Below are 13494 nucleotides of genomic sequence, written 5' to 3'. Positions count from 1 at the left end.
TTTAGGACAACCTTTTTTATTGTTTATAGTGTCTTACAGTTTGGTAAACAGGAGAAGCATTAAACTCTTTCTCTCGTTCGTTGTGTACAGTCTCAATGCTTTTCGCAATTAAATCGGCAATGCACATAACAAGATGAAGCCTCGTATTTTGCAAGACGAAAAACTCCATAAATCCGCTCACGTTGACAACCCCTGTTATATGAATATCCCCGACTGGGGGCAATTCTTTATTAACCCCTGCTCCTGGTTTAACGGGTCCTATTCCAAGTGATGCAGAGCCTACGCTTTTCATACGACCTAAACAAGCATCAATTCCAATAATAAAAGGATTCGGGAAAAGCTTTTGAATATGTTTTAACGTTTCTTTCAAATTAACAGCATGAACAGGCTCTTCTAACGTTCCAAAAATATGAAAAGATGAAACCTTTTTTTCATTCAGTTTCGTTCCGACTAATGGACCCAATGAGTCCCCAGTTGAACGGTCCGTTCCAATACATACAAAAACAATTGGTCTGTCTTTCTGTGCTGGAAGTAAAGATAGTAACTGTGTACTCAGCTTCTTTATAGCAGATTCTTCATCATGAAATACGCGGGTTGAATGTTGTGTCTTCTCAAAGAAGGGAGATTTTAAATTCATAGGGTCCACTCCTTATACATAATAGTAACAGTATACGAAGATTTTGAAGATTCTATACATATATTTCATAGATTGGGGGAAAATCGATGTGGAGAGCAGGATGTAAATGGATATTCTTAATTATGGGAACAATGATAGGCGCTGGATATGCTTCAGGGAGAGAGCTATGGCAGTTTTTTGGCGAAGAAAGCGGACTTGCTATTTTTCTATTTTCTATTATTTTTGCGATTTCTTGCAATGTGATTATGCAAATCAGCTATCGCTATCGAACCAATCAATTTTACCCAGTACTAATTGAATTAATAGGAAAGAAATGGGCTGCAGCCTACGACGTTTTAATCATTTTTTATTTGTTTACGACGACGGTGATTATGATCGCAGGCGGCGGGGCGACATTGGAAATGTGGCATGTTCCTTACTGGTGGGGAATTGGTGCTCTTAGTGCGTTGATTGTCTTTGTTTTTTCAAGAGGATTAAGTGGACTGCTTTCTATCAATTCTTTCGTTATGCCAATCTTAATGATTGGACTAGCTGGCGTACTCCTTACATTTGTTTTACGTCATCCTGGAGTAACTAATTGGCATCTTCAGCATAATTGGCCTGCTGCTTTTACCTTTACGGCTTTGAATATTCTTCCTCTCGTCGCGGTATTATCTACAATTGGAAAGGAAATTAAAAGCAAAAAAGAGATTTATATTGCAAGTGTTGGCAGTGGTTTTTTATTAGGAGGTCTCTCCTTTATTTATAATGAATCACTTATTCAAGTTTCAGGGCTTCTTTCCTCTTATGAAATTCCATTATTCGCTATTCTTAAAGATTTTCCTTATATGATGACGTTTTTAATGAGCATTGTTTTGCTTATCGCAATTTATACGACAGCCGTTTCGGGAATTTTAGGGTTGACCGCGCGTTTTCATACTGAAAAGGTGCAATCTCTTTGGAAACTGGCAGCCTGCTGGCTACTTTTAATGATTCCCTTTACAAAGGTAGGGTTTTCTACTTTGATTGCCGTTTTGTATCCAATGTATGGAATAGTCAATTTATTTCTAGTAACAGCCGTTCTGTTGTATCCATTTCGAAATCGCTACAAAAGTTCGTAGAAACTTGCTACAATAGGTTAAAACTTTCTCATATGCAGATTATGTTACGTTAGGAGCTACATGTAGTATGAATTCGTTGAAGTCGGTTTTTAAGAACGTGTTTGAGCCATTTTTTCAAGAAGAAACGTGGGCACATATTGGAGAGGGATTTATAAAAATTCTGTTGATTCTACTTATTTCCATGTTTTTAATTCGAATTGGAAAGAAAGCGTTAAATAAATTCGTAGAGGTTCGCACAAATAGCCCTCTGCGTATTTCTGAGCGACGAGAAGCTACGATGGTCCGTTTGCTTCAAAATATTTTTTCTTATGCCATTTATTTCGTTGCGGGAGTTATGATTTTAGAAACGTTATCGGTAGATGTCCGTGGATTGCTAGCGGGGGCTGGAATCGTAGGGCTCGCGGTAGGGTTTGGTGCTCAAAACTTAGTGAAAGACATCATCACGGGGTTTTTTATTATCTTTGAAGATCAGTTCTCCGTTGGCGATTATGTTCGAGTAGGAACATTTGAGGGGACTGTGGAAGAAATTGGGTTGCGCACAACGAAGATTAAGAGTTGGACAGGCGAAATTAATATTTTACCCAATGGCAGTATTGTAGAGGTCACTAATTTTTCGTTACATAACAGCGTAGCTTTCGTTGATGTAAGCATTTCTTATGAAGAAAACATACAAAAAGCAGAACAAGTGATTTTAGACCTGTTAGAAGAATTGCCAAGTCGCTATGAAGATATGGTGAAAACGCCTGAACTGCTGGGGGTTCAAAATATCCATGCAACTGAAGTCACAATGAGGATTACAAGCGAAGTAAAACCAATGAGACATTTCCATATTTCTCGTATGATTCGTAAAGAAGTGCGTACAAGGCTAAATGAACATGGAATTGAAGTTCCATTTCCACGTATGGTTATGTATAATCGTACAGAAGAAGCACAGCATTCGTCGACGTTGAAAGGGACATAAGGAGGAGAGAGCTGATGACGGAAAAAGAATTTGGTTTAAATGACGTTGTGGAAATGAAAAAACCTCATCCTTGCGGTACAAATGAATGGAAAATCATTCGAATGGGAATGGATATCCGTATTAAATGTGAAGGCTGCGGCCATAGCGTAATGATTCCAAGACGTGATTTTGCACGTAAAATGAAAAAAATTCTTGTAAAGCATGAGGAATAACCTCATGCATTTTCTATGTTTATGCCTTATACTGTAAGGTGGGACAAAATGAGGCACCTTAACCCCATGCGGTTAAAGGTTCTTTATCAAACTTGTATTTCAAAAGTTGACTCACTATAATTGTGACAGGTTAACTTGTTTCGGATATATAAAGAGGAGTGAATAAATATATGGCTTTAACAGCTGGAATTGTTGGTCTTCCTAACGTTGGAAAATCAACATTATTTAATGCAATTACACAAGCGGGCGCAGAATCTGCGAACTACCCTTTCTGTACGATTGATCCTAACGTAGGTATCGTAGAAGTACCTGATCATCGTCTTCAAAAACTTACAGAGCTTGTAAAACCTAAAAAAACAATCCCAACAGCATTTGAATTCACAGATATCGCTGGAATCGTAAAAGGTGCTAGTAAAGGTGAAGGATTGGGAAATAAATTCTTATCTCATATTCGAGAAGTAGATGCGATTTGTCACGTTGTGCGTTGTTTTGAAGATGAAAACATCACGCACGTTTCAGGAAAAGTAGATCCTATCTCAGATATTGAAACAATTAATTTAGAGTTGATTTTAGCAGATTTAGAAACGGTAGAGAAACGTATTGGCCGTGTTCAAAAAATGGCTAAACAAAAAGACAAAGAAGCAATGTATGAATACGAAATTCTAGAGAAACTAAAGAATGCATTTGAAAGTGATCAGCCAGCTCGTGCTGTATCATTTACAGAAGAACAAATGAAATTAGTAAAACAATTTCACTTGCTAACGATTAAGCCTATTCTTTATGTAGCAAACGTTGCTGAAGATGAAGTAGCCGATGCATCTGCTAACGAATATGTAGCAAAAGTGCGTGAGTATGCGGCAAGCGAAGGTGCAGAAGTAATTGTTGTTTGCGCACGCATTGAATCTGAAATTGCTGAACTTGAAGGAGAAGAAAAAGCAATGTTCCTTGAAGAACTAGGCATTGAACAGTCAGGTCTAGATCAGCTTGTACGTGCAGCGTACGATTTACTTGGATTAGCTACGTACTTTACAGCTGGTGAGCAAGAAGTACGCGCGTGGACGTTTACACAAGGTATGAAAGCTCCTGAGTGTGCAGGTATTATTCATACAGATTTTGAACGTGGATTTATTCGTGCAGAAACGGTGTCATACGAGGATTTATTAGCTGCCAAAACAATGGGAGCAGCTCGTGAAGCTGGAAAAGTACGTTTAGAAGGAAAAGAATACATCGTAAAAGACGGAGACGTTATGCATTTCCGCTTTAACGTATAAGATTAAAAGCCGAAAGAAGATATCTTCTTTCGGCTTTTATCGTTGGCGAAAATATTAGCGTATATTTACGAAACAGCCCGCAATGCATATTGCTTTGCCTAGGGTAGTGTGCTATAATTTTAATTCGTGAGTAATATTTTATTGCTCCTTGCCCGTTTCGGGCCGTTAGACCAAAAGGAGGTGACAGTGATGAGAAAGTATGAAGTAATGTACATCATCCGTCCAAGCATTGATGACGAAGCAAAGAAAGCATTAGTTGAGCGCTTCAACGGCGTATTAACTGATAATGGTGCTGAAATCGCAAATGTTAAAGAATGGGGTAAACGTCGTTTAGCATACGAAATCAATGATTTCCGTGACGGTTACTACATGATTCTTGACGTGGCGGCTACTTCAGAAGCAGTTTCTGAATTTGATCGTCTTGCGAAAATCAACGAAGACATTATCCGTCATATCGTTGTTAAACAAGAAGCATAATTAAACGTTTAAATAAATGGGTTTTATTTCCTTAAGGAGTGGTTCTGATGATGAATCGCGTAATTCTCGTAGGACGCTTAACCAAAGATCCTGAATTACGTTATACCCCGAGTGGAGCAGCGGTTGCAACATTCACTTTAGCGGTAAACCGCACATTTACAAATCAGCAAGGTGAACGTGAAGCTGACTTCATCAACTGTGTTGTATGGCGTCGTCAGGCTGAAAATGCAGCCAATTTCCTTAAAAAAGGAAGTTTAGCTGGTGTTGATGGTCGACTACAATCTCGCAGTTACGAAGGACAAGACGGTCGTCGTGTATACGTAACGGAAGTTGTAGCGGAAAGTGTGCAATTTTTAGAGCCGAAAAGTGGCGGTGGGGATACGCAACGCAGTAACTTTGCTAACACTGGAGGATCTGGACAAGGCTCTCCATTTGGAGATAATCAGAACCGTAACTCAGGTAATCAAGGTTATACTCGCGTTGATGATGATCCATTTGCAAATAATGGCGAGACAATTGACATTTCTGATGACGATTTACCGTTTTAATTCGCAGTAGATTATCCGGAGTATAAAATTTTATAGAAACTTTTAAGCGGAAGGAGGCGTATCAAAATGGCAGGTGGACGTAAAGGTGGACGCAACAGACGTCGTAAAGTTTGTTTCTTCACAGCAAACGGCATCACTCACATCGATTACAAAGATGTAGATATGCTTAAAAAATTCGTTTCAGAGCGTGGTAAAATTTTACCTCGTCGTGTAACTGGAACAAGCGCTAAATACCAACGTAAATTAACGATCGCTATCAAACGCGCTCGTCAAATGGCATTATTACCATATGTTTCTGGTGAATAATGAACGGTATAAAAAGAGGCAGTAAGGGAATCCTTACTGCCTCTTTTTACATTACATAGGTGCTCTTTTGTCAAATAGTTGCTTCTTATGAACTGAATCGATAAAATAAATAATAGTCTATATCAACGAGGTGAAGTTGTGAAAGGAATTCGATATATTACAGAAGGAGCAGCTCTTTTAGCGCTGTTTGTAGCGCTGTTGCTTTTTTCACTATACATACCTGTTGTGGGAACCATTTTTCAACTAGCGCTAGCTGTTCCATTTATTGTGTATACCGTTCGTCATGGGTGGAAAAAGGCAATATTATTTTTAGTAGTAGGGTTGTTATTGACTTTGTTATTTGGAAATGTATTGACTCTTCCTTTTACACTTGTATTTGGTATTGGTGGATTAGCAATAGGAATGCTTTACCGACAAAAACAAAAAAGGTATACCATTTTACTAGGCGGCACGGTTGCATTTAGTTTAGGTTTACTTTTATTGTTCGTAGGAGCAAATGTCATTTTTAATGTTAATTTAATGGAGCAAATAAATAATGCTTTAGATCAATCGATTAATCAAAGTATTGAAATGATGAAAAGTTTAGGACAAGACGTTAAGGAATCTCAAATTGACCAAATGAGAGATGCATTTGATATGTTTAAAAATCTGCTGCCTCTATTAATTGTTATGGGTGGAGTTATTCTAGCCTTTTTCTCTCAGCTTATTGCTACGCCTATTCTTAAAAGAACAGGTTATGAGGTGCAAGCATTCCCGCCTTTTCGTGAATTTAAACTTCCTAAAAGTATTCTATGGTATTATTTGATTGCATTAATCTTATCCTTCCCATCTTTTAATATTGAACAAGGTACATTTATGTACGTAGCTATTATCAACATCGTGATGGGACTGCAAATGCTAGTCGTGTTACAAGGGATCTCTTTTATTTTCTATTTCTCACATCAAAAAGGGTATGCCAAAGCAATTCCAATTGTTGTAACAATTTTAGCATTAATTATTCCAATTATCCTTCAAATTGTGCGCATCTTAGGTATAATTGATTTAGGATTTAATTTAAGAAAACAATTAGACACAAAAAAGTAGATATTGTGGAACTTAAAAAAGTAGGAGCTGAAATGGATGCCTGTCTTTACAAAAAAGAACGTCATTCGCTATCCATTTTACTCATTGTATAGTATAGCCCTGATTTTAGTAGGTATCGTGACCTATCATAATTGGATCATAGGAATGATAGGCTTTATATTACTATTAGCCTGTCTTTTTCTATACATGAGAATGGAGCGAATGCTGTCCGATGAGTTTGAAACCTATATTTCAATGCTGTCTCATCGGTTGAAAAAAGTAGGCGAAGAGGCATTAATGGAAATGCCGATTGGGATTATGCTATTTAATGATGAATATCAAATTGAATGGACCAATCCTTTTCTAGCATCTTGTCTGGGTGAAGACACACTGGTGGGAAGATCATTATACGATGTGGCAGAGAGTATTATTCCACTGATCAAACAAGAAGTGGAAACAGAAGTTGTCACGTTGCATGATCGGAAATTCAAAGTGGTGATTAAACGAGACGAGCGCTTACTGTACTTCTTTGATATTACAGAGCAAATAGAAATCGAAAAATTGTATGAGGAAGAACGAACAAGTTTAGGCATTATCTTTTTAGATAATTATGATGAACTAACGCAAGGAATGGATGATCAAGTTAAAAGTAACTTGAATAGCCAAGTAACTTCTATGTTAAATAGTTGGGCTCAAGAATACGGTATTTTTATTAAACGTACGTCTTCTGAGAAATTTATTGCGATTATGAATGAACAAATCTTAATTCATTTAGAGCGAAGCAAATTTTCTATCTTAGACCAAGTTCGAGAAGAGACGTCTAAACAAAATATACCGCTTACATTGAGCATTGGTATCGGAGCTGGTGCTGCTGATTTACCTGAGCTGGGTGCTTTAGCTCAATCTAGCTTGGATTTGGCCTTAGGCCGAGGTGGAGATCAAGTAGCGATTAAACAGCCGAATGGAAAAGTGAAATTCTTTGGCGGCAAGACTAATCCAATGGAAAAACGGACGCGCGTGCGTGCCAGAGTTATTTCTCACGCGTTAAAAGAGCTCATTACAGAGAGTGGAAAAGTGATTATCATGGGTCATAAGTATCCGGATATGGATGCTGTAGGAGCTGCTATTGGGATATTAAAAGTAGCGCAAGTAAATCAGAAAGACGGTTTTATCGTATTAGATCCTGATCATATTGATACAGGTGTTCAGCGAATGCTAGAAGAGATTAAAAAGAAAGAAGGCCTGTGGGAACGATTTATTACGCCTGAAGAAGCCTTAAATCTTGTGAGTGATGATACTCTTTTAGTAGTAGTAGATACGCATAAGCCGTCGCTCGTTATTGAAGAAAGGTTATTAAATCGTATTGAAAATGTCGTAGTCATTGATCATCATAGACGAGGAGAAGACTTTATCGAAGACCCTCTTCTTGTCTATATGGAGCCATATGCTTCCTCGACAGCAGAACTCGTTACTGAGCTTCTTGAATACCAGCCAAAACGATTTAAAATTGATATGCTAGAAGCAACAGCACTTTTAGCCGGTATTATTGTCGATACAAAAAGCTTTACATTACGCACGGGATCTCGTACGTTTGATGCAGCGTCCTTTTTACGTTCTCAAGGCGCAGATACGGTCCTTGTTCAAAAGTTTTTAAAAGAAGATATTACGCAATATGTACAGCGAGCACGCTTCATTGAACATGCAGAGATTTATACAGCGGGTATTGCCATTTCACGCGCTGAACCGAACAAAATGTATGATCAAGTGTTAATCGCGCAAGCTGCAGATACGCTGCTTTCAATCAGCGGAGTGGTTGCTTCGTTTGTTATTTCTAAGCGACGGGATAATCTAATTGGCATTAGTGCTAGATCGCTTGGAGATATCAATGTACAAGTTATTATGGAAAGTCTCCAAGGCGGAGGCCACTTAACGAATGCTGCTACTCAGCTTCAAGACATTAGTTTGGATGAAGCTGAAGAAAGGCTTAAACAAGCAATTGATGAGTACTTAGATGGAGGTAAAAAATCATGAAAGTAATTTTCTTAAAAGATGTAAAAGGAAAAGGCAAAAAAGGTGAAGTGAAAAATGTTTCAGACGGTTATGCACATAACTTCTTATTAAAAAATGGTTATGCTGTTGAAGCTACAGGCGGTAATGTGAAGGTATTAGAAGCACAAAAAAATAGAGAGCAAAAAGATGCAGCTGCAGAACTGCAAGCAAACAAAGAGTTAAAAGCAACTCTTGAAGAATTGACAGTTGAATTAACAGCAAAATCTGGTGAAGGTGGCCGTTTATTCGGTTCTATCACAAGCAAACAAATTGCTGAAGAATTAAAGAAAAAACACAAAATTAAAGTAGATAAGCGTAAAATTGAGTTAAATGATGCCATTCGCGCATTAGGCTACACAAATGTACCGGTTAAATTACATCCGGAAGTAACGGCTACTGTAAAGGTACACGTGACTGAACAAAAATAAACGTACGATTGAGAAATAAGTAAATAATATAAAGGGTTGGCGCGGACTTGTATTTGTTCGCGCCAACATTTATGATGAAAGAAAATACTGAAAGAATATAAGAGGGGCATAGAAATATGAGTGATCTTTTTGCTGATCGTCTTCCGCCTCAGAATATTGAAGCAGAGCAAGCGCTATTAGGGGCCATTTTCTTAGAGCCTTCTTCTTTAACCTTAGCATCTGAACTGCTGATACCTGAAGATTTTTATCGGGCATCGCACCAGAAAATCTTTACATGTATGCTGAAACTTTCTGACCAAGGTGAACCGGTTGATTTGGTAACGGTAACGTCTGAATTAGCTGACCAAAAAATCCTAGAAGAAGTTGGCGGCGTATCGTATTTAAGTGATTTAGCTAACTCTGTTCCAACGGCTGCAAACGTAGAATATTACGGTAAAATTGTAGAAGAAAAGTCGATTTTACGCCGTCTAATTCGTACTGCAACGCATATTGCTTCAGAAGGATATGCAAGGGAAGACGAAGTGGAAGTTTTATTAAATGAAGCGGAAAAAAACATTTTAGAAGTAGCACAGCGTAAAAACAGCGGTGTGTTTCAAAATATCAAAGATGTACTTGTACAAACATACGATGATATCGAAGTTCTTCACAATCGAAAAGGTGACATTACAGGTATCCCAACTGGGTTTAGTGATTTAGATAGAATGACAGCAGGGTTCCAGCGAAATGATTTAATCATTGTAGCGGCGCGTCCATCGGTAGGTAAAACGGCTTTTGCCTTAAATATTGCGCAAAACGTTGCAACGAAAACGGATGAGAACGTAGCAATATTCAGTTTAGAGATGGGTGCTCAGCAGCTTGTTATGAGGATGCTGTGTGCCGAAGGAAATATTGATGCACAAAGGCTGCGTACAGGCTCGCTTACAGCCGATGACTGGGGAAAGCTCACGATGGCAATGGGATCTTTGTCCAATGCAGGGATTTATATTGATGATACACCGGGTATTCGAGTAGGTGAAATTCGTTCTAAGTGTCGTCGCTTGAAACAAGAAGGCGGACTTGGGATGATTTTAATTGACTACTTACAGCTTATTCAAGGTAATGGACGAAGCGGAGAAAACCGACAGCAGGAAGTATCTGAAATTTCGCGTGCGTTAAAAGCTTTAGCCCGTGAATTAGAAGTTCCTGTTATCGCCTTATCACAGCTTTCCCGTGGCGTAGAGCAGAGACAAGATAAGCGACCGATGATGTCTGATATCCGTGAATCCGGAAGTATTGAGCAGGATGCCGATATCGTAGCTTTCTTATATCGTGAAGACTATTATGAAAAAGACACAGAAAATCAAAATATTATCGAGATTATTATAGCTAAGCAGCGTAACGGTCCAGTTGGAACCGTACAGCTTGCCTTTGTAAAAGAATACAATAAATTCGTTAATCTCGAGCGGCGCTTTGATGACGCAGGAGTGCCGCCTGGTGCATAAAACCTCTCAATATGAGAGGTTTTATTTTATTGTTATCGCATTCGTTCCGCAAAATACGATATATTTGTAATAACTTTTGTTAAATCGTTCGGATTTAATTGACTTTAGTGTGATAAATTGATACACTTATCCATGGTTAAATTATGTCGTAGTGAGCTGTTGCTTACTAAGCGGAGGTGCTTAAGATATGTCTTCAGTCGTTGTAGTAGGAACACAATGGGGAGATGAAGGAAAAGGGAAGATTACAGACTTCCTATCAGAAAATGCAGAAGTGATTGCACGTTACCAAGGTGGGAACAATGCAGGTCACACAATTAAGTTTAATGGTGAAACTTATAAGTTACATTTAATTCCTTCAGGTATTTTTTATAATGACAAAACGTGTGTAATTGGAAACGGTATGGTTGTTGATCCAAAAGCACTTGTTCAAGAATTAAAATACTTACATGATCGCGGTGTAACAACAGAAAACTTACGTATTAGTAACCGAGCTCATGTGATTCTTCCATATCATTTAAAATTAGATGAAGTTGAAGAAGAACGTAAAGGTGAAAATAAGATTGGTACAACGAAAAAAGGTATTGGACCAGCTTATATGGATAAAGCAGCACGTGTTGGTATTCGAATTGCCGATTTACTAGACCGTGAAGTATTTGAAGCAAAATTAACACAAAACTTAGCTGAAAAGAATCGCCTTCTTGAAAAAATGTATGAAGTAGAAGGCTTTACATTAGAAGAAATTTTAGATGAGTACTATGAGTATGGTCAACAAGTTGCAAAATATGTGGTTGATACATCAGTAGTATTAAATGATGCGTTAGACGAAGGACGTCGTGTACTATTTGAAGGCGCACAAGGTGTTATGTTAGATATCGACCAAGGAACATATCCATTTGTTACATCTTCAAACCCAGTAGCGGGTGGAGTAACAATTGGTTCTGGTGTAGGTCCATCTAAGATCAAACACGTTGTAGGTGTATCAAAAGCGTATACAACTCGTGTTGGTGACGGTCCTTTCCCAACTGAATTAACAAACGAAATCGGTGATCAAATCCGTGAAGTAGGACGTGAATACGGTACAACAACTGGTCGTCCTCGCCGTGTAGGTTGGTTTGACAGTGTAGTTGTACGTCATGCTCGCCGCGTTAGCGGAATCACAGACTTATCTTTAAACTCAATTGATGTATTAACGGGAATTGAGACATTAAAGATTTGTGTAGCTTACCGTTATAAAGGGGAAGTTATGGAAGAATTCCCTGCTAGCTTAAAAACACTTGCAGAATGCGAACCTGTATATGAAGAGCTTCCAGGTTGGACAGAAGATATTACGGGTGTGAAAACATTAGATGAGTTACCTGATAACGCTCGCCACTACTTAGAGCGCGTGTCTCAATTAACAGGTATTCCTTTATCTATTTTCTCTGTAGGTCCAGATCGTACACAAACAAATGTATTACGTGGTGTATATAGCTAAATAAAAAGAGTTAGCTCTTCGTGAGCTAACCTTTTTTATTTATAATTGGTGCTTTTTTAACAAGATTTTAAAAAAAGCTCAATAATAAAAAGAAAGTTTTAAAAAAACTATTGCATTCATATGAAATATCATGTTATTATAGTAAGCGTCGCTAAGAGATATAACATGAGCCATTAGCTCAGTTGGTAGAGCATCTGACTTTTAATCAGAGGGTCGAAGGTTCGAGTCCTTCATGGCTCACTTTTGTTACAACGTGGCCCGTTGGTCAAGCGGTTAAGACACCGCCCTTTCACGGCGGTAACACGGGTTCGAATCCCGTACGGGTCATTTTTAATATTTTTAATACATAGCATATAGACTGAGGTCCCGTGGTGTAGCGGTTAACATGCCTGCCTGTCACGCAGGAGATCGCGGGTTCGATTCCCGTCGGGACCGCCATTTTGGCTCGGTAGCTCAGTTGGTAGAGCAAAGGACTGAAAATCCTTGTGTCGGCGGTTCGATTCCGTCCCGAGCCATCAAAAAGCATGACTTTATTTAAAGTCATGCTTTTTTCTTTTATTTACATTTAAAAGAAAACGTTATTTGCTTTGCATCTCTTTTATGGTAATATATTACTTTTGTATTTGGAGATGGTTGAAAATCATATATCTTCATGTATAGTAGAGGATGAACTTGTGACGTTTCAAGGGTTATCAAGTATAATAAAACTACGGTATTCAAACAGTATGAATACTATCTTTTATATTTTGCTTCAACTAATAAAGGAGAACGATGATCATGGATAAACGTATTTTAGTCGTAGATGACGAAAAGCCGATTGCAGATATTTTAAAGTTTAATTTGCAAAAAGAAGGTTACGAAGTATTTTGTGCTTATGATGGCGTAGAAGCACTTGAAAAAGTGGAAGAAGTACAGCCTGAAATGATTTTATTAGATATTATGCTTCCTCAGAAAGATGGAATGGAAGTTTGCCGAGAAGTGCGCAAAAAATATGATATGCCCATTATCATGTTAACAGCAAAAGACTCTGAAATTGACAAGGTTTTAGGTCTAGAATTAGGTGCAGATGATTATGTAACTAAGCCGTTCAGTACGCGTGAATTATTAGCACGTGTAAAAGCTAATTTACGTAGACATCAGCAGGTAGCTGTTCCAACAGAAGAAAGTGAAACGAATGAAATTACGATTGGAGCACTTGTTATTCATCCAGATGCTTATATTGTGTCTAAGCGCGGAGAAACGATTGAACTGACTCATCGTGAATTTGAGCTGCTGCATTATTTAGCGAAGCACATTGGACAAGTCATGACGCGTGAACACTTGCTTCAAACTGTATGGGGTTATGACTATTTTGGTGATGTGCGTACGGTAGATGTAACAGTTCGAAGATTACGTGAAAAAATTGAAGATAATCCAAGCCATCCAATGTGGATTGTAACAAGACGTGGAGTAGGCTATTATTTACGCAGCCCAGAGCAGGAGTAATTT

14 protein-coding genes and 4 tRNA genes are annotated in these 13494 nt (G+C 38.2%); 17 read left to right on the top strand and 1 reads right to left on the bottom strand.

From position 1 onward, the window contains the following. Nucleotides 1-16 precede the first annotated feature (16 nt). Complete coding sequence (gene yyaC / locus ACRPLY_RS21195; RefSeq protein WP_028411915.1) at nucleotides 17-637, bottom strand: spore protease YyaC; 621 nt, start codon at nucleotides 635-637, stop codon at nucleotides 17-19. Nucleotides 638-723: 86 nt separating this feature from the next. Between yyaC and ACRPLY_RS21190 the strand changes: the two genes are divergently transcribed. The 17 genes from ACRPLY_RS21190 (at nucleotide 724) to yycF (ending at nucleotide 13491) form a co-directional block, all read left to right on the top strand. Further along, a complete protein-coding gene (locus tag ACRPLY_RS21190; RefSeq protein ID WP_432232103.1) occupies nucleotides 724-1737 on the top strand; it encodes a YkvI family membrane protein in 1014 nt (337 codons plus the stop codon). Between the two features lie 67 nt (nucleotides 1738-1804). Beyond that, on the top strand, nucleotides 1805-2698 hold the full coding sequence (locus tag ACRPLY_RS21185) for a mechanosensitive ion channel family protein (protein WP_028409761.1): 894 nt from the start codon (nucleotides 1805-1807) through the stop codon (nucleotides 2696-2698). A 14-nt stretch (nucleotides 2699-2712) separates the two neighbouring features. Next, on the top strand, nucleotides 2713-2910 hold the full coding sequence (locus ACRPLY_RS21180) for a DUF951 domain-containing protein (RefSeq protein WP_013059917.1): 198 nt from the start codon (nucleotides 2713-2715) through the stop codon (nucleotides 2908-2910). Nucleotides 2911-3080: 170 nt separating this feature from the next. Further along, the gene (gene ychF / locus ACRPLY_RS21175; protein WP_028411917.1) at nucleotides 3081-4181 is read left to right on the top strand and encodes a redox-regulated ATPase YchF; all 1101 of its coding nucleotides are present in this window, start codon (nucleotides 3081-3083) and stop codon (nucleotides 4179-4181) included. A gap of 189 nt (nucleotides 4182-4370) precedes the next feature. Continuing rightward, the gene (rpsF, locus tag ACRPLY_RS21170) at nucleotides 4371-4658 is read left to right on the top strand and encodes a 30S ribosomal protein S6 (RefSeq protein ID WP_013059915.1); all 288 of its coding nucleotides are present in this window, start codon (nucleotides 4371-4373) and stop codon (nucleotides 4656-4658) included. Nucleotides 4659-4705: 47 nt separating this feature from the next. Beyond that, on the top strand, nucleotides 4706-5206 hold the full coding sequence (gene ssb / locus ACRPLY_RS21165; RefSeq protein ID WP_013059914.1) for a single-stranded DNA-binding protein: 501 nt from the start codon (nucleotides 4706-4708) through the stop codon (nucleotides 5204-5206). Between the two features lie 66 nt (nucleotides 5207-5272). Next, nucleotides 5273-5512: a 30S ribosomal protein S18 gene (gene rpsR, locus ACRPLY_RS21160; protein WP_013059913.1), complete on the top strand. Its 240-nt coding sequence runs from the start codon at nucleotides 5273-5275 to the stop codon at nucleotides 5510-5512. Nucleotides 5513-5650: 138 nt separating this feature from the next. Beyond that, a complete protein-coding gene (locus tag ACRPLY_RS21155) occupies nucleotides 5651-6595 on the top strand; it encodes a YybS family protein (RefSeq protein WP_033580875.1) in 945 nt (314 codons plus the stop codon). Between the two features lie 36 nt (nucleotides 6596-6631). Then, a complete protein-coding gene (locus ACRPLY_RS21150; RefSeq protein WP_025752414.1) occupies nucleotides 6632-8605 on the top strand; it encodes a DHH family phosphoesterase in 1974 nt (657 codons plus the stop codon). Next, complete coding sequence (rplI, locus tag ACRPLY_RS21145) at nucleotides 8602-9051, top strand: 50S ribosomal protein L9 (RefSeq protein ID WP_013059910.1); 450 nt, start codon at nucleotides 8602-8604, stop codon at nucleotides 9049-9051. The genes ACRPLY_RS21150 and rplI overlap by 4 nt, the downstream gene beginning before the upstream one ends. Nucleotides 9052-9167: 116 nt before the next feature. Further along, nucleotides 9168-10532, top strand: a complete 1365-nt coding sequence (dnaB, locus tag ACRPLY_RS21140) for a replicative DNA helicase (RefSeq protein WP_013059909.1) — start codon at nucleotides 9168-9170, stop codon at nucleotides 10530-10532. Between the two features lie 187 nt (nucleotides 10533-10719). After that, nucleotides 10720-12006, top strand: a complete 1287-nt coding sequence (locus ACRPLY_RS21135) for an adenylosuccinate synthase (protein WP_013085553.1) — start codon at nucleotides 10720-10722, stop codon at nucleotides 12004-12006. A 167-nt stretch (nucleotides 12007-12173) separates the two neighbouring features. Further along, nucleotides 12174-12246 (top strand) — tRNA-Lys (locus ACRPLY_RS21130). 15 nt (nucleotides 12247-12261) lie between these two features. Next, nucleotides 12262-12333, top strand: a tRNA-Glu gene (locus ACRPLY_RS21125). A 35-nt stretch (nucleotides 12334-12368) separates the two neighbouring features. Continuing rightward, nucleotides 12369-12444 (top strand) — tRNA-Asp (locus ACRPLY_RS21120). A 4-nt stretch (nucleotides 12445-12448) separates the two neighbouring features. Further along, a tRNA-Phe gene (locus ACRPLY_RS21115) sits at nucleotides 12449-12521 on the top strand. A 262-nt stretch (nucleotides 12522-12783) separates the two neighbouring features. Beyond that, a complete protein-coding gene (yycF, locus tag ACRPLY_RS21110) occupies nucleotides 12784-13491 on the top strand; it encodes a response regulator YycF (RefSeq protein ID WP_013085552.1) in 708 nt (235 codons plus the stop codon). The last annotated feature ends 3 nt before the right edge of the window (nucleotides 13492-13494 follow it).

The organism is Priestia sp. TGN 0903, from assembly GCF_050846855.1.
Lineage (GTDB): Bacteria > Bacillota > Bacilli > Bacillales > Bacillaceae_H > Priestia > Priestia zanthoxyli.
This window is presented reverse-complemented; position numbering and strand designations above follow the sequence as displayed.

Coding starts and splice junctions, on each gene's coding strand:
- ACRPLY_RS21135 (WP_013085553.1), top strand. CDS start 10,720: ATGTCTTCAGTCGTTGTAGTAGGAACACAATGGGGAGATGAAGGAAAA.
- ychF (WP_028411917.1), top strand. CDS start 3,081: ATGGCTTTAACAGCTGGAATTGTTGGTCTTCCTAACGTTGGAAAATCA.
- rpsR (WP_013059913.1), top strand. CDS start 5,273: ATGGCAGGTGGACGTAAAGGTGGACGCAACAGACGTCGTAAAGTTTGT.
- ACRPLY_RS21185 (WP_028409761.1), top strand. CDS start 1,805: ATGAATTCGTTGAAGTCGGTTTTTAAGAACGTGTTTGAGCCATTTTTT.
- yyaC (WP_028411915.1), bottom strand. CDS start 637: ATGAATTTAAAATCTCCCTTCTTTGAGAAGACACAACATTCAACCCGC.
- dnaB (WP_013059909.1), top strand. CDS start 9,168: ATGAGTGATCTTTTTGCTGATCGTCTTCCGCCTCAGAATATTGAAGCA.
- ACRPLY_RS21150 (WP_025752414.1), top strand. CDS start 6,632: ATGCCTGTCTTTACAAAAAAGAACGTCATTCGCTATCCATTTTACTCA.
- yycF (WP_013085552.1), top strand. CDS start 12,784: ATGGATAAACGTATTTTAGTCGTAGATGACGAAAAGCCGATTGCAGAT.
- ACRPLY_RS21190 (WP_432232103.1), top strand. CDS start 724: ATGTGGAGAGCAGGATGTAAATGGATATTCTTAATTATGGGAACAATG.
- rplI (WP_013059910.1), top strand. CDS start 8,602: ATGAAAGTAATTTTCTTAAAAGATGTAAAAGGAAAAGGCAAAAAAGGT.
- ssb (WP_013059914.1), top strand. CDS start 4,706: ATGATGAATCGCGTAATTCTCGTAGGACGCTTAACCAAAGATCCTGAA.
- rpsF (WP_013059915.1), top strand. CDS start 4,371: ATGAGAAAGTATGAAGTAATGTACATCATCCGTCCAAGCATTGATGAC.
- ACRPLY_RS21180 (WP_013059917.1), top strand. CDS start 2,713: ATGACGGAAAAAGAATTTGGTTTAAATGACGTTGTGGAAATGAAAAAA.